General features: G+C 73.1%; 17 protein-coding genes and 1 tRNA gene. 3 read left to right on the top strand and 15 right to left on the bottom strand.

Features of this window, described 5'->3' with window-relative positions:
• Positions 1 to 523: 523 nt before the first annotated feature.
• Positions 524 to 1,768, bottom strand: a complete 1,245-nt coding sequence (locus tag EDF31_RS05650) for an aminoglycoside phosphotransferase family protein (protein ID WP_111084551.1) — start codon at positions 1,766 to 1,768, stop codon at positions 524 to 526.
• 80 nt (positions 1,769 to 1,848) lie between these two features.
• On the opposite strand from EDF31_RS05650, the gene EDF31_RS05645 reads away from it, so the two are divergent.
• On the top strand, positions 1,849 to 2,922 hold the full coding sequence (locus EDF31_RS05645) for an aromatic acid exporter family protein (protein WP_123938833.1): 1,074 nt from the start codon (positions 1,849 to 1,851) through the stop codon (positions 2,920 to 2,922).
• A 68-nt stretch (positions 2,923 to 2,990) separates the two neighbouring features.
• On the opposite strand, the gene EDF31_RS05640 is transcribed toward EDF31_RS05645, so the two are convergent.
• Positions 2,991 to 3,329: a hypothetical protein gene (locus tag EDF31_RS05640; RefSeq protein WP_131845460.1), complete on the bottom strand. Its 339-nt coding sequence runs from the start codon at positions 3,327 to 3,329 to the stop codon at positions 2,991 to 2,993.
• 225 nt (positions 3,330 to 3,554) lie between these two features.
• On the opposite strand from EDF31_RS05640, the gene EDF31_RS05635 reads away from it, so the two are divergent.
• Positions 3,555 to 4,232 (top strand): response regulator transcription factor, encoded by a 678-nt coding sequence (locus tag EDF31_RS05635; protein ID WP_131845459.1) that lies wholly within the window; start codon positions 3,555 to 3,557, stop codon positions 4,230 to 4,232.
• The gene (locus EDF31_RS05630; RefSeq protein ID WP_123293948.1) at positions 4,229 to 5,740 is read left to right on the top strand and encodes a HAMP domain-containing sensor histidine kinase; all 1,512 of its coding nucleotides are present in this window, start codon (positions 4,229 to 4,231) and stop codon (positions 5,738 to 5,740) included. Before EDF31_RS05635 ends, EDF31_RS05630 begins: the two co-directional genes overlap by 4 nt.
• A gap of 56 nt (positions 5,741 to 5,796) precedes the next feature.
• On the opposite strand, the gene EDF31_RS05625 is transcribed toward EDF31_RS05630, so the two are convergent.
• The 13 genes from EDF31_RS05625 to obgE all read right to left on the bottom strand — a co-directional run bounded on the left by EDF31_RS05625 (position 5,797) and on the right by obgE (position 21,512).
• A complete protein-coding gene (locus tag EDF31_RS05625) occupies positions 5,797 to 9,222 on the bottom strand; it encodes an error-prone DNA polymerase (RefSeq protein WP_131845458.1) in 3,426 nt (1,141 codons plus the stop codon).
• Positions 9,223 to 9,244: 22 nt separating this feature from the next.
• Positions 9,245 to 10,873: a DNA polymerase Y family protein gene (locus EDF31_RS05620; RefSeq protein ID WP_131845457.1), complete on the bottom strand. Its 1,629-nt coding sequence runs from the start codon at positions 10,871 to 10,873 to the stop codon at positions 9,245 to 9,247.
• Between the two features lie 34 nt (positions 10,874 to 10,907).
• On the bottom strand, positions 10,908 to 11,768 hold the full coding sequence (locus EDF31_RS05615; protein ID WP_131973728.1) for a hypothetical protein: 861 nt from the start codon (positions 11,766 to 11,768) through the stop codon (positions 10,908 to 10,910).
• A gap of 66 nt (positions 11,769 to 11,834) precedes the next feature.
• Positions 11,835 to 13,394, bottom strand: coding sequence for an anthranilate synthase component I family protein (locus EDF31_RS05610; protein WP_131845455.1), 1,560 nt, complete (start codon positions 13,392 to 13,394; stop codon positions 11,835 to 11,837).
• Entirely contained in the window at positions 13,373 to 14,296 is a 924-nt protein-coding gene (locus EDF31_RS05605) for an aldose 1-epimerase family protein (protein WP_131845454.1), read from the bottom strand. The genes EDF31_RS05610 and EDF31_RS05605 overlap by 22 nt, the downstream gene beginning before the upstream one ends.
• 78 nt (positions 14,297 to 14,374) lie before the next feature.
• A tRNA-Ala gene (locus tag EDF31_RS05600) sits at positions 14,375 to 14,450 on the bottom strand.
• A 108-nt stretch (positions 14,451 to 14,558) separates the two neighbouring features.
• Positions 14,559 to 14,933 (bottom strand): ribosome silencing factor, encoded by a 375-nt coding sequence (rsfS, locus tag EDF31_RS05595; protein WP_111084542.1) that lies wholly within the window; start codon positions 14,931 to 14,933, stop codon positions 14,559 to 14,561.
• Between the two features lie 131 nt (positions 14,934 to 15,064).
• Positions 15,065 to 16,609: a hypothetical protein gene (locus EDF31_RS05590; protein ID WP_131845453.1), complete on the bottom strand. Its 1,545-nt coding sequence runs from the start codon at positions 16,607 to 16,609 to the stop codon at positions 15,065 to 15,067.
• A complete protein-coding gene (nadD, locus tag EDF31_RS05585) occupies positions 16,606 to 17,205 on the bottom strand; it encodes a nicotinate-nucleotide adenylyltransferase (protein WP_111084540.1) in 600 nt (199 codons plus the stop codon). Before nadD ends, EDF31_RS05590 begins: the two co-directional genes overlap by 4 nt.
• A 10-nt stretch (positions 17,206 to 17,215) precedes the next feature.
• Entirely contained in the window at positions 17,216 to 17,416 is a 201-nt protein-coding gene (locus EDF31_RS05580; protein ID WP_123293955.1) for a hypothetical protein, read from the bottom strand.
• Positions 17,417 to 17,457: 41 nt separating this feature from the next.
• Positions 17,458 to 18,723 (bottom strand): glutamate-5-semialdehyde dehydrogenase, encoded by a 1,266-nt coding sequence (locus tag EDF31_RS05575; RefSeq protein WP_123293956.1) that lies wholly within the window; start codon positions 18,721 to 18,723, stop codon positions 17,458 to 17,460.
• Positions 18,724 to 19,099: 376 nt separating this feature from the next.
• Complete coding sequence (proB, locus tag EDF31_RS05570; protein ID WP_131845452.1) at positions 19,100 to 19,918, bottom strand: glutamate 5-kinase; 819 nt, start codon at positions 19,916 to 19,918, stop codon at positions 19,100 to 19,102.
• Between the two features lie 7 nt (positions 19,919 to 19,925).
• The gene (gene obgE / locus EDF31_RS05565) at positions 19,926 to 21,512 is read right to left on the bottom strand and encodes a GTPase ObgE (protein WP_123293957.1); all 1,587 of its coding nucleotides are present in this window, start codon (positions 21,510 to 21,512) and stop codon (positions 19,926 to 19,928) included.
• Positions 21,513 to 21,533 lie beyond the last annotated feature (21 nt).

Raw genomic sequence — 21,533 nt, 5'->3', positions numbered from 1 at the left:
GTGGCCCACCGCATCGCCGGTCCCCGCTTCGGGACGTCCGGTGGAGTCCCGCGGACCGTTCCACCGCGAGCGCCTGCTCGGCGCCGGGTGCGACGGTCCGCGCCGGGATCCGGCGTCGTCACACGCACGTGACGCCCCCGCGGGGCGGTCACGGCCCGGTTCCCGCGTCGATCAAGTGATCGACGGCTGCGTCCGGAATCGACGCGGCACGCGGGAACGCGGTGCGTGCGCTCAGTTTACTCCCCGACCCCCGACAGAGGCGACTCCTCGTCACCCGCGCGCGTCGCGCCTCCTGGAATGCCCCGCGCGACTGCCGGGAGGCACGGTGCGGGCCCGCCACGCGCCTCCCGTCCGACGCCGGTCGCGTCCACCCCGCCGACGCGACAGATCCCGGGTCCACACGCCGACCACCTCGCCGAACCGACAGTTCCCGGATCCCCACGCCGTCCACCCCGCCGAAGCGACAGATTGCCGCCAACGTTCCGCGCAGATCTGTCGTTTTCGCGACGGGGGCCGCGAGCCGTCAGACGCGGGGCGCGGACCGCGGGCGGACCAGGCCGGCCGCCGGCAGGACCGGAGCAGCCTCGGCCAACGCGGCCCGCGTCGCCGCGAGGAGCTGCTCGGCGGTCTGGATGCCGTTCGCGGAGCCGGTGGTCGCCTGGCCGCCGGCGTGGGCGAGCAGCTGGGCACCGATGGCGGGCCCGATGCGGTCGGCCTCGCGCGGGTTGCGGGCGACCCAGTCGCGAGCGATCGCGTCGGCGAGGCGCTCGGCCGCGGCTCCGCGGTCGGCGTCTCCGCGCGATCGGTGCCAGAGGCCGGTGACGACCAGGTGCGCGACGACCGCCCCGATGTCGCGGACCGGGAAGCCCCACCCCGCGGTGTCGATGTCCAGCAGGCCGGAGATGCGCCAGGGCTCGTCCTCGTCGACGAAGACCTGCTCGAGGTGCAGGTCGCCGTGCACGACCTGCTTCGTCGCGCTCGTCCAGCCGATCGACCGGCGGCCGATGGCGTCGTACAGGCGGTCGATCTCGTCGGCGTCCTGCGGCAACGCGGCGATGAGCGTGCGGCGGTGCCAGTCGGCGTGGTCCATCGCGTCGGCACGGGCCTGCTGGGTCATCGGGACGGTCGCGACCCGACCGCTCAGGGCGGCCAGTGACGCGACGAACCGCGGGTCGTCGGCGATGTCGAGGATGCGGCTGCCGGCCGGCACGCCGCGGATCCGCTCGAGCACGAGGAGTCCGTCGCCGCGGCTGGACAGCACACGCGGCACCGGCAGGCCCGCCGCCACGAACTGCTCGTGCGACTTCACGATCGGCGCGACCCGGTGCGGACGGACGATCTTCAGGAACAGGGTGCGCTCGGGGGCGTCCACCCGCACCACCGCACGCTTGCCCGGTCGGTACGCGGCCACCGTGAGCACCGGGTCGGTGACCGGCATGCCGAGCGTCGTCAGGAGCTCGGCGACCGCGTCGCGGTAGGTCACCTGCGGCAGCACCGGCAGACCCGGGTCGTTCGGGTACGCCCACACCGAGACGGGTTCGCCGGTCGCGGGGTCGGTGACGATCGCACTGTTCTGGTCGTGCGCGCCGCCGGTGTCGACGTACGTCAGGACGGTGGCGCGCTGGCCGTTCCGGTCGACGGTGTCGACCTCGTAGCCGTACAGGTAGCCGTTGCCCGACGGCTCGACGGAGTGCGCCCGTGCGGCCACGACGGAGGTCCCGGAGCCGGCGAAGGCCTGCGGGATGACGCGCTCATGGTTGGGCCACACGACATCAGTCAACCGTGTCCGGACGTTTTCGTCGCGTTCGTGCACGGCTCGGCGTGCGGGCGGTGGCTAGCGTGGTCGAGGTGAACCCGGTCGCGCGTCTCCGCAGCTCCAGTCGCACGCCGTTCCTGCAGGTCGTGAAGACCGCGGTCGCGGTCGTCGCGGCGGTGCTGCTGTGCCGGCTGCTGATCCAGGGACCGTTCCCGACCTTCGCCGCGATCGCCGCGCTGCTCGTCGTGCAGCCGAGCATCAACCAGTCGTTCGTCAAGGGCCTCGAGCGGAGCGCCGGTGTCGTGCTCGGCGTGCTGCTCGCCACCGGGTTCCACCTGCTGCTCGGCGATTCGGTGTGGGTCGTCCTGCTCGTGGTCGTGCTCGCCATCCTCATCGCCTGGGTGCTCCGGCTGACCCCGACCTCGGCAACCCAGGTCAGCATCAGCGGGATGCTCGTGCTCACCGCGGGGGTCGTCACACCGAACTACTCGGCCGACCGGATCCTCGAGACCGTGATCGGTGCGGTCGTCGCCCTCGTCGTGAACGCCCTGATCATCCCGCCGGTCCTGCTCGAGCCGGCGCACCTCGCCGTCGCCCGACTCGCCCGCGACACCGCCGTGGCCTTCGAACGCGTCGCGATCGGACTGACCGAGGGGTGGGACCGCGACCGGTGGCAGGACGCCCTGGTGCGGGCCCGCGCGCTCCGGCAGCAGCACGCGAAGACCGAGGCATCACTGAACGCGGCCCGCGAGTCCCTGACGATGAACCCGCGTGGCGGCCGGCACCGCACGATCCTCGACCGCGACGTCGCCATCACCGAGCACCTGCGCGTCCTGGTCACGCGCGTCACCGGCATGACCCGGGCGATCCACGACAACACCGCACCAGACCTGCGCGCCGACCCGGTGGTCGGCGGCATCGCGACCGAGGTGGCCCGGATCGGCTCGGACGTCCGCGCGCTGAGCGCCCGGGTCGAGTCGACACGGCTGGACCCGTCGTTCGCTGCGGGCGCCGGTCGGGACGATGCCGGGGTGGCGACCGCGGAACCCGCGCTGACGGCACCGATGGAGATCGTCCGACCGAACTCACGGCACTGGGTGCTCATCGGCGCCCTGCTCGAAGACGTCCGGCGCGTGCGCGAGGAGCTGCTCGGCGAGGACGACTGACGCCGGTCAGTCGGTCGGTCGCGGCGTGCCAGTGCCGGCGCCGCTCGGGCGCGGCGTGCCGGTGCCGGTCAGCGCGTGGCGCGTGCGGCTTCGGCCGCCGTCTGCACGACGTCGCCCCAGATCACCGCGGCCGGCACGGCGGGATCGGTGCCGGGCACGCCGACGTCGGCGAACCGGCTGATCTCCGCGACGACGGCCTCGGTGCCGACCTCGCGAGCCGCGCGGCTCGCCACGTCGGGGACGGCCGTCCGCAGTTCGGCCACCACGCGGTCGCGGCGGACGCCCTCCATCTGGCCGAGTGCGCCGATGCCCTTCCACGCGGCGTCGAGCTCCGCGCGGAGACGGACGATGGCCGGGTGGTCGACGGACGGGTGGTCGACGGACGCGTGGTCGATCGGGTCGTTCATGGTGCCCCCTGGTGCAACGGACCGCCCTTCGGGTAAGCGCTGTCCGCCAGGTGATCCTACCAATGAAGCAAGAAGTCCTCATGTCCCTAGAACGCGGGACAGACCGTTCTGCCCGGTGGCCTGGCAGCCACGGTACCCGCTCCTGTGACGAGATTCAGTGAGTTCGGCCCGGGCATCGACCCTCCGCGCCCGTTCGATGCCACGATGGGTCCGAGGAGGTCCACTATGCGGCTGTTGGTGGTCGAGGACGACGACGAGATGCGTGCCCTGATGGAGCGCGGTCTCGCTGCCGAGGGGTACCGCGTGACGGCGGTGGAGAACGGGGTCGAGGCGCTCATCGCCCTCGGCGAGCAGGCGTTCGACCTGGCCGTCGTGGACGTGATGATGCCCGGCATGTCCGGGTTCGAGCTCGCTCGACGCATCCGCGAGCGCGAGGACCCCGTGCGGATCCTGCTCGTCACCGCGCGCGATGCCGTGGACGACCGCGTGTTCGGCCTCGACGCCGGCGCGGACGACTACCTCACCAAGCCGTTCGCGTTCGCCGAGCTCACCGCCCGGCTCCGCGCCCTCGGTCGCCGCGAGTCCGCCGGGGCACCCCGCACGATCGAGGTCGGCGACGTCTCGATCGACTCCGAGGCCCGTCGCATCTCGATCAAGGGCCAGCGCGTCGCCGTCAGCCCGACCGAGTTCGCGCTGCTCCGCCTGCTGGCGCGCTCCGCCGGCAACGTGGTCGACCGGCCGAAGATCCTCGAAGAGGTCTGGGACGGCTCGCAGCACGTCGACCCGAACGTCGTCGAGCAGTACATCTCGTACCTCCGCAAGAAACTCGTCGCCCACGAGGCCACCGTCGCGATCGCCACCGTGCGCGGCCGCGGGTACCGCCTGGATCTGCTCGGGGCGTGAGCGGGGCCTCCGCTCGCCCGGGTCCGGACCGCCCACGACGCGGTCTGGTCCGCCCCCTGCGCCTGCTGTCGCTGCGGGCACGGATCACGATCGGCTCGACGGCGATCGCCGCGGTCGTGATCGTGCTGCTCGTGCTGGTGATGCGGTTCCAGGTAGTCAGCGTCGTCGCGAGTGCGACCCGCACCCTGTTGGACGCCGACGCCGACCCGTACGTCGCCACGCTCGAGGTGGACAGCGATCCCGACCTGTCCCCGCCGGGCAACGCGCAGCTCGTCGCCGTGGTCTCACCGTCCGGCGACATCGTGCTCTCGACGATGCCCACGCGGGTGGAGAGCGCCCTCGGCAGCCTGACCTCCACACCGGCAGGCACCTCGATCATCCGGGTGTCCGGGTCCGAGTACCGCGTGGTCGTCGAACACCCCGTGAACCAGGCCGGCCGGTGGACGGTCGTCGCCGCCCGGAACTCGCAGGCCGAGGCGATCGTGGTCGACGACCTCACCTCGACCCTGTCGCTCACCGGCGTCGCGATCCTGCTCGCCTTCGGCGTCGCTTCGTGGATCCTGGCGACCGCGGCACTCCGTCCCGTCAACCGCATGCGCCGAGAGGCCGAGCGGCTGTCCGTCGCGCCCGAACGGGCCGAGCTGCCCGTCGGCCCCGCGCAGGACGAACTCGCGTCCCTCGCCACGACCCTCAACGCCTTCCTCGCCCGTACGCGCCAGGCCACCGAGCGGGAACGGCAGATGGTGTCCGACGCCAGTCACGAGCTCCGCACACCGCTCGCGATCCTGACCACCCAGCTCGACCTGGCGTCGCTCGACGGTGACGACGCCGCTGCCCTGGCCGCCCACATCGAGCGCGCCAAGCACAGCGTCGCCCGGCTCTCCCGGTTGGCGAACGACCTGCTCGCGTTGTCCCGGATCGAGGAGTCCGAACGGCGGGAACAGGACGGCGACCAGCGCCCGGAGACCGCCTGGTCCGACCTCGGCGACGAGGTCATGGCGGCCGTCGACCGGGTCCGGCTCATCGCATCGGCCAAGGACGTCACCGTCGACTTCGACCTCGAGGCCCCGGTGGCCGTCGGTGGCTCCGGGCCCGGCATCGGCGGTGGTACCCACGAGCCTCGCTACCGGCTCGACACCGGTGGCATGGCGCAGCTCGTCACGAACATCGCGGGCAACGCGGTGTCGGCGCTCCCTCGCGGTGGCGGCATCTTCGTGTCCTGGCGCAGCACCGGTGGCGAAGGCGTCCTGCAGGTCACCGACGACGGCCCCGGTGTCCCCGAGTCGTTCATCCCGGTGGCGTTCGACCGGTTCACCCGACCGGACGAGGCCCGGAAGTCGCGCCCGAACCCCGATCCGGCCACCGGTGCGATCGCCCTGCCGGGTGGATCCGGGCTGGGGCTCGCGATCGTCCGTGCGGTGGCCGAACGCGCCGGCGGGACGGCGTCGCTGCGGAACGTGCGCTCCGGCGGACTCGAGGTCACGGTGCGACTGCCCGAGGTCGAGTAACCGCGCGCCTCCTCCGCGCCCGTCGCCCGCGCGCGCGGACCGTCGCCCGCGACCACTCACTGGAAGTCCCGCGACCGCGTGCGCACGGACAGCGACAGGTGCTCGATCCGGTCCGCCACCAGGTTGACCACGCCGTCGGGCGACCGCTCGAGGATGCCGCGGACGATCACCGCCGGGGATTCCCGGGCGACCCGGCGGTAGCGTCCCCACACCCCGACGCTGCAGATGACGTTGACCAGCCCGGTCTCGTCCTCGACGTTCATGAACGTGATCCCCGACGCCGTCGCCGGACGCTGCCGGTGCGTGACGATCCCGCCGATCTCGACCCGCCGCCCGGTCTCGGCCGTCGCGGTGTCCTGCACGCTGAGCACCCGACGGGCGGCGAGCCGGTCGCGCACGTGCCGGACGGGGTGGTCGTCGGTCGTCATGCCCGTCGACCACATGTCGGCGATCAGGACGTCGCCGCTCGTCATCTGCCCGAACAGCGGCGGTTGGACGACGACCTGCGTGTCCGGCAGCTGGTCGGCGCGCTCCGCAGCGGCCTGGGCCGCCGACCACATCGCACCGCGGCGGTCGATGTCGAACGGGGCGAAGGCGTCGGCAGCGGCGAGCGCCTCGAGCTGCGCCGTCGTCAGCCCCACCCGGCGGGCCAGGTCGGACATGTCGACGAAGGGGCCGTTCGCGTCACGCTCGGCGACGATCTTCTCGGCGCTCCTCCGGCTGAGCGAGGCGACCTCGGCGAGTCCGAGCCGGACCGCGAACGCGCCGTCGCGGCGGTGCCGTGCGGTGTCGTCGGGCAGTGCCTTGTCGAAGGGCAGCACCGGCGGCTGCTCGGTGTGCAGGCAGGCGTCGTCACCGCACGGGGGCACCACCTGGTCGTCGCCGAGCGGTTCGAGCGTCGCGTCGACACCCGAGCGCAGGATGTCCGGTCGGAGCACCTGGACGCCGTGCCGACGGGCGTCGGCGACCAGGGTCTGCGGTGAGTAGAACCCCATCGGCTGCGCGCGGAGCAGCGCGGCCAGGAACGCCCCCGGGTAGTGCAGGCGCATCCAGGCGCTCGCGTAGACGATCAGGGCGAAGCTGATCGAGTGGCTCTCCGCGAAGCCGAAGTTCGCGAACGCCTGGATCTTCGCGTAGATCGCGTCGGCGTCCTCGCCGTGGATGCCGTTGTCCGACATGCCCGCGTAGAGCTTGTCGCGCAGCCGGTCGATCTTCTCGTGGCCGCGCTTCGACCCCATCGCGCGCCGCAGCAGGTCGGCGTCGTCGCCCGAGCAGTTGCCGACCGCGATCGCCATCTGCATGAGCTGCTCCTGGAACAGCGGCACCCCGAGGGTGCGTTCGAGCACCGGTTCGAGCGACGGGTGGATGTACGTGATCGGTTCCTCGCCGGTCCGACGCCGGATGTAGGGGTGCACGGCACCGCCCTGGATCGGGCCGGGGCGGACGAGGGCGACCTCGATCACCAGGTCGTAGAACCGCCGTGGGAGCAGCCGGGGCAGGGTGCCCATCTGCGCGCGGGACTCCACCTGGAACACCCCGATGGTGTCGGCTCGGCAGAGCTGGTCGTAGACGCCCTGTTCCTCCTTCGGCATGGAGTGCATCTCCCAGCGTTCCCCGCAGTGCTCCGCCGCCAGGTCGAACGAGTACTGCAGCGCCGCGAGCATGCCGAGGCCGAGCATGTCGAACTTGACGAGCCCCATGAAGGCGCAGTCGTCCTTGTCCCACTGCAGCACCGTGCGGCCGTCCATCCGCGCGTGCTCGATCGGCACGACCTCACCCACCGGCCGGTCGGTGAGCACCATGCCGCCCGAGTGGATGCCGAGGTGGCGCGGGAAGCCCAGGACGTCGCTCGCCAGCCCGACGACCGCCGGCGGGATGTCGTGGTCCTGGCTCTCGGTCACCGAGCCCCACCGTTCGACCTGCTTCGACCAGGCGTCCTGCTGCCCCGGGCTGTGGCCGAGGGCCTTCGCCATGTCGCGGACGGCACCCTTCGGGCGGTACGTGATGACGTTCGCGACCTGGGCGGCGTTGTACCGGCCGTACTTCTCGTAGACGTACTGGATCACCTCTTCGCGGCGGTCCGAGTCGAAGTCGACGTCGATGTCGGGCTCTTCGTCGCGCATCGCCGACAGGAACCGCTCGAACGGCAGGCCGTAGCGGATCGAGTCCACCGCGGTGATCTCGAGCAGGTAGCAGACCGCGGAGTTCGCGGCGGAACCCCGCCCCTGGCAGAGGATCCCCCGGCCGCGGGCGTACTGCACCATGTCGCGCACGATCAGGAAGTAGCCGGGGAAGTTCTTGTCCTCGATCACCGCGAGCTCGCGTTCGATGCGCTCGCGCTTCTGCGGGTCCACGCCGTCGGCGCTGCCGGGGTAGAGCCGACGTGCACCCGTCCAGGTGAGCTCCCGCAACCAGGACATCGCGGTGTGGCCGTCCGGCACGTCGAGGTCGGGCAGCCCGGGCTTGACCGTGCGCAGCCGGAACCCGAGTTCGTCGGCCAGCGTGACGGTGTTCTCGATCGCCCCCGGGTACCGCCCGAACCGCCGGGTCATCTCGGCGCCCGAGCGCAGGTGCGCGGTGTCGGCGGCGGGCAGCCACCCGTCGATCTCGTCGAGGCTGCGCCGGGCCCGGACCGCGGCCAGCGCCGTCGCCACCGGGAACCGGTCCGGGGTGGCGTAGTGGACGTTGCCGGTCGCGACCAGGGGCAGCGTGTACCGCTCGGCGAGGGTCGCGAGCACGTCGTTCCGCGCACTGTCGAGCGGGTCGCCGTGGTCGAGGAGCTCCACCACGACGTTGCTGCGCCCGAAACGGTCGAGCAGCACGCGCAGCGCGGTCTCCGCCGCGGACTCCCCGCCCTGCTCGAGCGCCTGCCGGACGGTGCCCTTCCGGCACCCGGTGAGCACCCGCCAGTGTCCGTCGGCCCGCCCCGCGAGCTCGTCGAGGTCGTAGCGCGGGCTGCCCTTCTCGGACCCGGCCGCGAGGTGCGCACTCGTCACCGCGCCCGCGAGCCGGTGGTAGCCGTCCTGCCCGTCGGCGAGCAGGAGCAGGTGGGAGCCCTCGGGATCGGGGACGCCGTTCTGCGGTTCGGTCAGGCCCAGCGAGAGCTCGGTGCCGTAGACGGTGCCGACCTGCGGGTACGCCTCGGCGACCTCGGCCATCCGGGCGGCACCGTAGAAGCCGTCGTGGTCGGTGAGGGCGAGGGCGTGCAGGCGCAGCCGTGCGGCTTCCTCGAACAGCTGCTCGGGCTGGCTGGCGCCGTCGAGGAAGCTGAAGGCCGAGTGCGCGTGCAGCTCGGCGTACGGCACGACCGGAGGGCCGTCGTCCGCAGCCGCCGGCTGGTCCGTGGGCACGTACGGCTCGCGCTTCCGCGACCACGCCGGGCTGTCCCCGCCGTCGCCGGCCTTCGCCGTCCCCGGACTGCGCTTGTCCGACAGGGCGCGTTCGAACTGCGACCACGGCACGGGTGGGTTGCTGTAGCCCATCAGGTCCTGCTCCTGGATCGGTTCACGTGGCGATCGCCTCCGCCCACCACCGGTGGTCCGCCAGCACCAGGTACCAGGCACGGCCCTCGGCGTCGACGAGCTGCAGCCGGTGCAGTCGTCGGCCGCCGGACTCCCACCACCGCACGACGAGCGGCCAGGGGCCCGCCCAGGCCGTGACGGGTGCGAACCCGCCGCCCCGGTCCCCCTCGGCGCGGAACCGTTCGGGTGCGCCGGACAGCACGCCGCGGTCGTCGACGTCGACGCTCGCGCCGTCGCCGGAGACCACGTCGACCGGCCGGGGACGCTCGAGGACGGTGGCGGGCGGCGGCCCGGGCAGTTTGCCGGGCCACGGGCGGTCGCGCACGGTGGCCAGGGCACGCTCGCCGCCGGGCGGGGCGTCGCCCCACGGCACGAGCACCACCCGCTCGGACAGGGTCCGGCCACCACCGACCCGCGGGCTCACCACCCCGTCGTGCCCGACCATGCCCTGGATCCGGGCCAGCCCGTGGTGCACGCGCTCGTCCGGTCCGGAGCCCCAGAGTCCGCGTTCGTGGTTCGCCATGTCGTCGACGGCGACCGGCTCGAGCACGACCGAGGTGACGGGGGCCTCGAGCCCGGTCGGGTCGACCCCGCCGGCGAGCTGCCACCGCACCCGGTCGACGACGTCGGCGGCGTCGAACCACCGGGGGTGCGCCCACGTGCGTTCGAGCAGGATGTCCCGCTCGTCGACGATCCCCACCCGGATGGTCGTCGCGACCAGCCCCGCGGCGCGGAGGCGTGCGGCGAAGTCGTCGGCGGAGCGCCGGAACGCGAACGCGATCTGGTCGGCACGGTCGAGCGGGGGCTCGAAGGCGGCCTCGATCCGGAGCTCGGGCGGGATCGCGCGCGCCGAGATCTCCCGTGGGTCGCGTCCGCCGGCCAGCCGGTGCAGGAACGCCCCGGCGACCCCGAACCGGTCGCGGACCTGCTCGTCACTGAGCGACGCGAAATCGCCCAGCGTGGTGATGCCGAGCCGGTCGAGCACCGTCGCGAGCTCGGGGTCGCCGAGCACACCGAGGGGCAGGGCCGCCAGGAAGTCCGACGAGCCGGAGACCGGCACGATCCGTACCCGTTCGCCGGGACGCACCGGCCGGGCCCTGGCCGCCTGCTCCGCTGCGAACGGGGTGTCCGCCACACCGGCCCGCACCGCCGGGGCACCGTGGTCGGCCGCGATCCCCGCCAGGGTCGCCGCGGCCGCCCGCTCGCCGCCGTAGTACCGCGCCGGTCCCCGGGCACGCAGGGCGAGGGTGCCGGGCCGCAGTACCTCGACCCCGGGGACGGCCGCCTCGACCGCGCGGATGACGGGTTCGAACGCGCGGTGGTCGAGGGCGTCGTCGTAGGGGTGCACGACGAGCTCCGGACAGCGCGCCTGTGCCTCGCGTACCCGGAGGCCCCGGACGACGCCGTGCTGCCGTGCGGACGCGGAGCTCGCGAACACCAGGCCCTTCGCGACCACGGCGAAGGGCTGCTCCGGCGGTGCCCCGTCCGCGCGGGCCGCCGCGATCACCGGCCAGTCCGGGCACCAGAGCACGATGGTGCGGGTCGGCGGCGGCTCGGGCAGCGCCCCGCCGCGGGCGATCGCGTCGGCACGGACACGCCCCGGCGCGATCACGACGCCACCGCCACGCACAGCAGTACCCCGGCGATCACGACGCCACCGCCACGGGTCGCAGCACCCGGGTGTCGCCGGACCCCACCGACGGCACGGGGGTCGCCGTCCGGACCGTGCCGTCGGCCGCGGGCAGGAGCAGTTCGGCGCTGGTGGGGCGCACCGCACCCGCACGACCGGTCGCCGTCACGGTGGCGCGACGCTCGGTCAGGTGCCCGTGGCCCTGACCGATGCCGCTCCACACCGACGACGTGATCCGCAGCGTGACGTCGGCACCGGGCCAGGACCCGAGCGCGACGAGAGCACCGCCGCGTTGCCGGAGCCGGGCCGACAGGCGGGCGACGTCCCCGGGCACCACCCGGCCGAGCGGTCGGGTGAGGACGATCTGGGCGACATCGGCCATCGCCGCGGTCACCGCGAGCCACTGGTCGCCCGGATCGGGGACGAGCACGAGCCGCTCGAGGTCGATCCCCGCGGCGGCCGCGGCCTCGATCCCGAAGGACGGCACCCCGACGACCGCGCACCACGCACCGGACGCCGAGGCCGCCTGCAGCATGGTGATCGCGAGCAGCACCGACTCGGGGACGGCGTAGGTGCCGCCGACCCGGATCGCACCGCCGGGCAGCAGGGGTTCGAGAGCGGAGGCGGTCGGGAGCCCAGCGGTGTCGACACGGGTGGACTCCATGTCGGTGACCCGGGACCGCAGGGACGTGATGCGGTCGAGCGCCGCCCGGGCGTCACCGAGGTGGTCCGCAGCGCCCGCGCCGCCCCCACGCGCAGCACCCGTGCCCGCGCGCGCAGCACCCGGACCCCCGCGCGCAGCACCGCCCCGCCCGACCCGTTCCGGGCCGGGCGACCGGAGTGCCGCCGCCGTCTGCATGCCCTCATATTCGAACATGTGTTCGATGATGTCAATCGCGTCCGACATCCGTGGACAATCGGGTCGAACGCGTGTTCGGTCAGCTCACCACGTCGCCACCGCTCCGACCGCGCCGAGCACGGACCGCGTCTTCGTCACGACCTCGTCCGCCTCGTCCGCCGCCACCGACGACCACGTCACCGCTCCCCCGGCCCCGAGCGTCCGCGACCGGACCTCGACCGCACCCACCCCGCCGCCCGAGGCGTCCACCACCGTCACCAGTGTCCGGATGACCACCGACAGGTCGACCGCCCCGCTCGCCGAGAAGTACCCGATCACCCCCGAGTACACCCCGCGCGGCGCGCCCTCGAGCCGGTCGGCGATCGCCATCGCGCTGATCTTCGGCGCGCCGGTCATCGACCCCGGTGGGAACGCCGCCCGCACCACGTCCGCCGGCGACGTCCCCGACGGCAGCACGGCACCGATCGTCGACACCATCTGGTGCACGCTCGCGTAGGTCTCGACCGCGCACAGCCGTTCGACGTGCACCGACCCGGGGATCGCCGTCCGCAGCAGGTCGTTCCGCAGCAGGTCCACGATCATCACGTTCTCGGCACGGTCCTTGGCGCTCACCGCGAGTTCGTCCCGCACGGCCGCGTCGGCGGCAGCGTCGGCGAGTCGTCGCCGCGTGCCCTTGATCGGTTCCGCCAGCACGGTGCGGTCCGCGGCGATCCGCAGGAACCGCTCCGGCGACCGGCTCGCCACGCGCAGCGGGCCGAGCCGCAGGTACGCACCGAACGGGACGGGGTCCGCCGCCCGCATCCGGAAGTAGTCGTACAGGTGCGGGTCGTCCAGGTGCGGGTCCGCGCCGGGGCCGACCCGGGCCTCCCGGTCCCCGCCCGGCACGGAGAAGGAGGTGGTGAGACAGACCTGGAACGCGTTGCCCTCGCGGATCTCGGCGCGGCACGCGTCGACGGCGCGTTCGTGGTCGGCTCGCGACGTGCGTCCGACCGCTGACGACACCCCGGCCGGGAGGCCCGTGGCTGCGTCCGCCACGTCGGCCGGCGACGGCGACCCGGTCACCGTCTCGAGCCACGCCCGGTTCTGCGCGCTGGCCGCCGGTTCCGCGTCGGCGACGAGCGTCAGCGCCCAGGCGCCACCGGTGTGGTCGACGACCACGGCGCGGTCCACGAACCGCAGGTCGGCGTCGGCGTGGCCGTCGGCGGTGCGGTCCGGGCCGCCGGACTCGCGACCGAGCTCGTACCCGAGGAACCCGACCCAGCCGAGTGCGAAGCCGCAGCCGGCGATCGGCTCGGGCAGCTGCGGCGTCCGAGCGAGGAGGTCGGCCAGCACGGTGAAGGCCGGACGGTCGTCGGAGGACGACGAGCCGAACCAGCCGGCAGCGGGCGCGGCGACCTCGACGGACGCCTGCCGGTCCTGGTGGCGGAACCGGGCACGGAACGGCCCGTCCGCCCACGTCAGCACCGACCATCGCGCCCGTGGTCGAGCGGCGTCGGGTGCGCCGTCCGGGGGCGCGGAGTCGAGCCACACCAGGTCGCCCTCGACCGCGGCTGCCAGCGCGCCGAGGTCGGGGACCGGATCGAGCCGGCGGACCTCGATGCGGGCGCCGGCCGACGGACCGGTCAGATCGCGGAGATCGTCCATGCGGCGGCGTGGGATGCACCGGGGGCGAGCACCACGAGACCGCGGTCGACACCGTCGTTGAAGGCGTCCGGGGCGCACGTCATCGGCTCGACCGCCAGGCCGGCGCGGTGGTACTCGGGGACCACGTGGTCGGCCGTGTGCACCTGCACCCACGGGCACTCCGGACCGAAGGTCGCGCGGACACCCCGGCCGTCCGCTGCGGTCAGGGCGATGGTCGCGACCCCGTCGGCGTCGCGGTCGAAGCCGGTGAAGGCGTGGTCGATGAACCGGTCGCCGATGCGTGTGGCGGTGCGCAGGTCGAACTCGTCGTGCACGGGGACCAGGTCGGTCGGGATCAGCCGGTCCGGCGTGACCTCGAGCACCTCGGCCGCGGGCAGGGTGAGGGTCCAGTCGTCGACCGTGCCGGCGCCGGCGACCAGGTACGGGTGCGGGCCGGTCCCCCACGGGGCGTCGTCCGCGCCGGAGTTCGTGCCGGTGATCGTCGTGTGCAGCCCGGCGTCGTCCAGCCGGTACTCGACCAGGACCTCGACGCGGTACGGGTAGCCCGCCTGGGCCTGCACGGTGGTGGCGAGCACCACGCGGTCGGACTCCTGCGCCTCGACCCGGAAGTCGGTCCACGCGACCAGTCCGTGCAGGGCGTGGTGCCGTGCCGGTTCGGTGAGCGCGAGCTCGTGGTCGACACCGCCGAACGAGTACTCGCCGTCGACGACGCGGTTCGGCCACGGAGCGAGGACGGCACCGCGGAACGCCGGTCGGACCTCGTCGGCGGCGAACGGCACGATCAGGTCGCGACCCTCGTGCCGCAGGGTCCGCAGCGTCGCACCGACCGTGGCGATGTCGGCCGTGTACCCGGCGGCGGAGATCGTCAGCGGGGTTCCGGACAGCGGCGCATCGTTGCTCATGCGCTCAGCGTATCGGGCACGTGCGGCCACCCGCACCACGAGGAAACCCCCGTCGTTCCGGGGAACGACGGGGGTTGTTGGTGGATCTGAGGGGACTCGAACCCCTGACCCCCTGCATGCCATGCAGGTGCGCTACCAGCTGCGCCACAGACCCAGATTGTGTTGCATCCGTGCCGACCGGTTCCCCGGAGGCACCATAGAAGCGTACACCATGCGAACGCCGGGCAACGAAATCGAAGCCGTCACCCGGGCGCGTCGCTGATCAGGCGGTGTGGTCCACCGGGAGCTCGAGCGGGATGGTCGGGCAGTCTGCCCAGAGCCGCTCGAGCGAGTAGTACTGACGGTCCTCGTCGTGGAAGACGTGCACCACGATGTCGCCGACGTCGATGAGGACCCAGCGGCCCTCGCTCCGGCCTTCGCGGCGGAGGGTCTTGGCGCCGAGCTCGAGGAGGCGCTCCTCGACCGCATCGGCGATGGACTGCACGTTGCGCTCGTTCCGACCGGTTGCGAGCAGGAACACGTCCGTGAGCTGCAACGGCCCGGTCACATCGAGCGCGACGAGGTCCTCGGCCTGCTTGGCGTCCGCCGCGAGAGCGGCGGCCTGCACGAGTTCCAGTGCGCGAGTGGAGGCGGTCACGGATTCCTTCCGGTCGTCGACCCGGCAGGGAGCCGGATCGCTTGATGGGTCACGATCATAAGCCACCCCGCCGACGCACGGCCAGGCCGCGGCCGACGCAGGTGTCGGGATCGGTGGTTCGGGTCGGGGCGTCAGCCGCCGAAGGTGTGGGTCGTGACGAGCGCGACGATGATGACCGCGGCTGCGGCGACACCGACGGCGCCGACCATGACACCGAGGATGAGCGGCGTGCGCGACTCCTTCGGCTTCGCGGCGGCGAGGACGACCTGGCGGGTCGAGGTGTGGCTGGACACCGCGCGGCTGGCGCGCACCGGGCTGGCGTCGGTCTCCGGCTGCTCGTCGTGCTGCTCGAGCAGGCGGTCGACCTCGGCACCGTCGATCGGTCGGTGCGACCCCGTCGAGGACAGCGACGCGGGCAGGTCGATGGATCCGGTGAGGATCACCTCGCCCGTCGCGTTCAGTGCTCCGGTCGGGTCGGCCAGGGCCGAGTTCGGCAGGATGATCGCGTTGGTGTCGGTGACCGCGATCCGGCGGGTGCCGGTCGAGTCGTCGTGCACCTCGGCGTCGTTCGAGCCGTGCGCCTGCTGCGACCAGTGCCCGACGGGCGGCTCGAAGGCCGTCGTCATCGGCTTCGGCTCGGCCGGCCGTTGGAAGGACGCGGGGACCTTCGGGGGCTCGGTCCGTGCGGGCTCCGGGATCGGGACCTCGTTGGTGTCGTCGTCCTCGGGGTCGAGGGACAGCGGGAACACCGCCGGGGTCGACGGCGCGCCGTCCGGGATCCCCGGGAGCGGCGTGGCCGAGGGGTGCTCGGGTGCGGCGGCGTCGACCGATGCGTCCGCATCGGCCGGCGTCTCGTCGGTACCCGTCTCGTGAGTGCCCGTCTCGTCGGTGTTCGTCTCGTCGGTGCGCGGCTGGTCGCTGGAAGCCTCTGCGGGGCTGTCGTCCGCGGCGGGGCTGTCGTCCGCGGCCCCGGCTTCGGGCTGTGCTTCGGAAGCGTCGTCGGCGGGCGGCGACCAGGTCGACCGGTGGCGCCGGGGCTCCTCGGCGTGCGCAGCGGCTTCGTCGAGCGGCTCGAGGGCGTCGGGCGACCCGTCGGCCTCGGTGGCCTGGGCGACCGCTGCCTCGTCGAGCACCGTGGGGGTCTCGGAACCGGACGGCTCGTCCGCGGCGCGCGGCGCCGAAGTCGGTTCGATGGTGTCGACCGAGCCGAGGACGTCCTCGACCGTGCGGTCGGAGGACTGCGGCGTGGGGTTCTGCAGCGGGACCGGCAGGACCGCCTGGTTCTCGGCGGCACGCTGCTGGCGGATCTGGCGGCGGGTCAGACCACCGCTGCCGGGCACGATCTCGGTCGCCGAGGCGGGCGGGAACGGCGACACCCCGGCCGCGGGGACGGAGGTCACCGGCACGGAGGGCGCCGAGTCCGGCGTGCCCGTCGGTGCCGGCGTGCCCGTCGGTGCCGACGTCGCCGTCGCGGCGGACGCCGGGGCGGCGGACTGGGCCGGTCCGCCGGGAGCGGGTGCCACGTGCGAACCGGGCCGAGGACGGGGTTCCGTCGACTCGGCGGGTGCGGCGACGGTCGGCGGCGGCGTCGCGGGCTGCGAACCGGCTGCTGCGGCACGCTCCCGCTCGCGCGCCTGGCGCCGCGACAGGGGCGGCTGCGCGTCGGACGAACTCATGCAACGCTCCGATACAGGTGGTGCTTGGAGATGTACTGGACGACCCCGTCGGGGACCAGGTACCAGACGGGGGAACCACGTCTCACCCGGTCGCGGCAGTCGGTCGACGAGATGGCCAGTGCGGGGACTTCGAGCAAGCTTACGTCTCGCTCGGGGAGTCCGCTGATGCTCAGGTCGTGTCCCGGACGCGTCACGGCGACGAAGTGCGCGAGGTCCCAGAGACCATCATGGTCTTTCCAGTCGACAATCTGCTGAACGGCGTCTGCGCCCGAGATGAAGACGAGCTGCGCGTCGGGCCGCTGTTCGTGCAGGTCGCGGAGCGTGTCGACCGTGTACGTCGGGCCGGGGCGGTCGATGTCGACGCGGCTCACCGTGAACATCGGGTTCGACGCGGTCGCGATGACCGTCATCAGGTAGCGGTGCTCGGCATCCGTGACGCCGGACTTCATGTACGGCTGACCGGTGGGGACGAACACGACCTCGTCCAGGTCGAACGCCCGAGCGACCTCGGACGCCGCGACGAGGTGACCGTGGTGGATGGGGTCGAACGTGCCGCCCATCACCCCGATGCGCGGTCGTCCGGTGCTCTCGAGCATCGGGTGCAGATCAGCTCTTGGTGTGACCGAACTCGTCGACACCCGTCTCGTGGTGGCGGGTGGCCTCGAACTTCTGCGAGTGGCGGTAGGCCACGTCGCGGAAGCTCCAGGTGACGAAGCCCAGGAAGATGAAGAACAGCGCGCCGACGAGCGGGAACACGAACGCCGGGGCCCCGGAGGCGTGCTCCGCAGCTTCTGCGAGGAAGGTCATCGTTCGGTGCTCCGTTCGGTCGGGGAAAGACGCCGTTCAGTCTAGCCGCGGATCTGGCCGTTCCCGCGCACGATCCACTTGGTGCTCGTGAGCTCCGGCAGCCCCATCGGGCCACGCGCGTGCAGCTTCTGCGTCGAGATGCCCACCTCGGCGCCGAAGCCGAACTCCCCGCCGTCGGTGAAGCGCGTCGACGCGTTCACCATCACGACCGCCGAGTCGACCGTCGCCAGGAACCGCTCGGCCGTGTCGACGTCGTTCGTGACGATCGACTCGGTGTGGTGGGTGGACCAGCGCGCGATGTGCGCCATCGCGGCGTCGACGTCCGGCACGACGCGGATCGACAAGTCGAGGTCCATCGACTCGGTCGCCCAGTCCTCGTCGGTGGCGCGCAGCACGCCTGGCACGATCGCCCGCGTGGCGTCGTCGCCGCGCAGCGTGACACCGGAGGCACGGAGCCGGTCCGCGAGCACGGGCAGCAGCCGCTCGGCCGCCTGCTCGTGCACCAGGAGGGTCTCGAGGGCGTTGCAGACGCTCGGCCGCTGCACCTTGCTGTTCAGGACGATGTCGACGGCGCGCTGCTCGGGGGCCGACGCGTCGAGGAACACGTGCACCACGCCGGCACCGGTCTCGATCACGGGGACCTGCGACTCGGTGACGACGGTCTGGATGAGCGAGGCGCTGCCGCGTGGGATGAGCACGTCGACCAGGCCGCGGGCGCGCATGAGCTCGGTGGCTCCGGCACGGCCGAACTCGTCGATGGTCTGCACGAGCTCGCGCGGCAGGCCGACCGACTCGACGGCGTCCTGGATGCGCGCCACGAGCACGGCGTTCGTCCGCTGGGCCGCCGAACCCCCGCGGAGCACGACCGCGTTGCCGGACTTCAGCGCGAGCGAGGCGATGTCGACCGTGACGTTCGGTCGTGCCTCGTAGATGGCGCCGACGACCCCGAACGGCACCCGCACCTGGGTGAGCTGCAGGCCGTTCGGCAGCGACGAGCCCCGCAGGTGCTCCCCCACCGGGTCTTGCAGGCCGACGACGTCCTCGACCGCGGTGGCCAGCGCCTCGACGCGTGCGGGGTCGAGTCGGAGGCGGTCGACGAGGCCGGAGGACAGGCCGCTCTCCTCGCCCGCGACCAGGTCACCGTGGTTCGCGGCGACGATCTCGTCGGTGGCGGCGCGGACCCCGGCGGCGATCGCCACCAGGGCGGCGTCCTTGACCGCCGTCGTCGCGGTCGCCAGCGCCGACGAGGCGGTGCGGGCAGCCACGAGCGTGTCGGTCAGGGTCGGGGCGGGCGCGATCGACGACATGGACCGATTCTAGGTCCGCTCGTCGGCCCGTGACGGGCGTGACGGCGTCCCGCCGGCCGACCGGTCACGACACGTTGCACCACGACCGCCGAGCGGTCGCGCCACGTCGCTCCGCGCCGACCCCGTCGACCGGTCCCGACCGTTCGACGCAGTCCGTCGGTGCGTCGTGACCGCCTGGAGGCCCGGCACCGGTCCCCGGGACCCGTGCCGGGCCTCCAGGCGGTCGCGTTCACCACGCCGACCGGTCACGACACGTCGTCCTGCGCCGAGCGAGCGGTCGCCGATCGTCGCTCCGCGACGCTCGCGCCGACGGTCCCTGACCAGTCGGCGCCGTCCCGGCGGCGAGTCGTGACCGCTCCGGGCGGTCCGACCCGTGTCAGGGACGCGGCGCGGCGTGGAACCAGGTGCCGACGTGCGCGCCCGACAGGGCGCGGTCGACGAGGGCCGTGGCGGTCACCAGGACCGACGTGCCCGCCTCGGCCGCGAGCCGTGCGGCCGCGACCTTCGTGCCTGCTCCCCCGGTCCCCACGCCGGACTTGCCGACGGAGCCGAAGGTGACGCCGGCGAGCTCGTCGCCGAACGGCACCTCGTCGATGCGCTCGGCGCCGGGCTGCTCCGGCGGCTTCGTGTACAGGGCCTCGACGTCCGACAGCAGCACCAGTGCGTCGGCACCGAGCAACCGAGCCACCAGGGCGGCGAGCCGGTCGTTGTCGCCGAAGCGGATCTCGTGCGTGGCGACGGTGTCGTTCTCGTTCACGATCGGCAGCACCCGCAGGGCGAGCAGCCGGTCGATGGCACGCTGCGCGTTGACCCGGTGCGTGGGGTTCTGCAGGTCGCCGGCGGTCAGCAGGATCTGCGCCGCGACGACCCGGTGCCGGTCGAGTTCCTTCTGGTACCGGAACATCAGGACGTTCTGGCCGGTGGCCGCGGCGGCCTGCTGCGTGGCGAGGTCGTCGGGACGGCCCTCGAGCCCGAGGAACGGGAACCCGGTCGCGATCGCACCGGACGACACGAGCACGACCTCGGTGCCACGGCCGTAGGCGCTGGCCAGGGCGTCCACCAGCGGACCGATCTGGCCGGCGGCGTCACCGCTGACCGAGGACGAGCCGACCTTGACCACGATCCGCCGCGCACGCGCGATGTCCTCTCGCCGGGTGACGGGTCCGAGGTCGGTGCGGGCGGTCGTGTCGGTCATGCCGCGGTCAGTCCTTCTGGTCGCTGGTCTCGAAGTCGCCGGTCTCGACGCCGGTCTCGGGGTCTCCGGTCTCGAGGTCGTCGCTGGTGACGACCTCGTCGTTCACCCAGAGGCCGGACACACGCTCCTGCTCGAGCTCGGCACGGGCGGCCGCCTTGGCGTCCATCCGCTCGAAGTACTCCTCGCGACGCTCGTTGCGGGTCGGACGCGAGGTCGCACCGATGCGGGCGTCGGTCCCGCGCGCGCTCGTGATGAGCTCCGCGGTGGACGTGAGCGTCGGCTCCCAGTCGAAGACCATGCCGCCGTCGCCACCGATCACGACGGTCGAGCCGGCGACCGCGCCGGCCTTGAACAAGCCGTCCTCGACGCCGAGCTTCGCGAGCCGATCGGCCAGGAAGCCGATCGCCTCTTCGTTGGTGAAGTCGGTCTGCTGGATCCAGCGCTCCGGCTTCGCGCCGCGGACGCGGAAGAAGCGGTGCTCCTCGCCGCCCTCGGCACGGACCGTGAAGCCCTGGTCGTTGACCGCACGGGGGCGGATGACGATGCGCTCGACGACGGGCTCGGCCGCGCGCTTGGCACGACCCTGCTCGACGACCTCGGCCAACGCGAAGGTCAGCTCACGCAGACCCTTGTGCGACGCCGTGGAGATCGGGAACACGCGGTAGCCACGGCCCTCGAGCTCGGCGGTGACGAACTCGGCGAGCTCGGCGGCGTCCGGCACGTCGATCTTGTTGAGCGCGATGAGCTGCGGACGCTCGAGCAGCGGCACCTGGCCCTCGGGGACCGGGTAGCGCTCGAGCTCGCCGAGGATGACGTCGAGGTCGCTGATCGGGTCGCGGCCCGGGTCCATCGTCGCGCAGTCGATGACGTGCAGCAGGGCTTCGCAGCGCTCGACGTGCCGCAGGAACTCGAGGCCGAGGCCCTTGCCCTCGGACGCGCCCTCGATCAGCCCGGGGACGTCCGCGACCGTGAAGCGGCTCTCGCCCGACTCGACGACGCCGAGGTTCGGGGTGAGCGTGGTGAAGGGGTAGTCGGCGATCTTCGGCTTCGCGGCCGAGATCGCGGCGATGAGCGAGGACTTGCCGGCGCTCGGGAACCCGACGAGGGCGACGTCGGCGATGGTCTTCAGCTCGAGGCTGATGTCACCCGCCCAGCCCTCGGTGCCGAGGAGCGCGAAGCCGGGGGCCTTGCGCTTGGTGGTGGAGAGCGCCGCGTTGCCGAGGCCGCCCTGGCCGCCGGGGGCCACGACGACGCGCATGCCGGGCTCGGTCAGGTCGGCGATGACCTCGCCGGCCTCGTCGTACACGACGGTGCCGATCGGGAGCGGGAGCTCCTGGACCTCGCCGCTGACGCCGCTGCGGTGGTCGCCCATGCCCGGCTGACCGTTCTTGGACGAACGGTGCGGCGAGCGGTGGTAGCCGAGCAACGTGGTGACCTGCGGGTCCGCCACGAGCACGATGTCGCCGCCGTCACCGCCGTTGCCACCGTCGGGCCCGGCGAGGGGCTTGAACTTCTCACGGCGGACCGAGACGCAACCGTTGCCGCCCTTCCCCGCGCTGAGGTGCAGGGTCACGCGGTCGACGAAGGTCGCCATGGTTCCACTCCTGGAAGATCG

Origin of the sequence: Curtobacterium sp. PhB142, assembly GCF_004341255.1 — a bacterium.
Classification (GTDB): Bacteria; Actinomycetota; Actinomycetes; order Actinomycetales; family Microbacteriaceae; genus Curtobacterium.
Note: the sequence above shows the minus strand (reverse complement) of the source record. Positions and strands in the feature narration are given on the sequence as shown.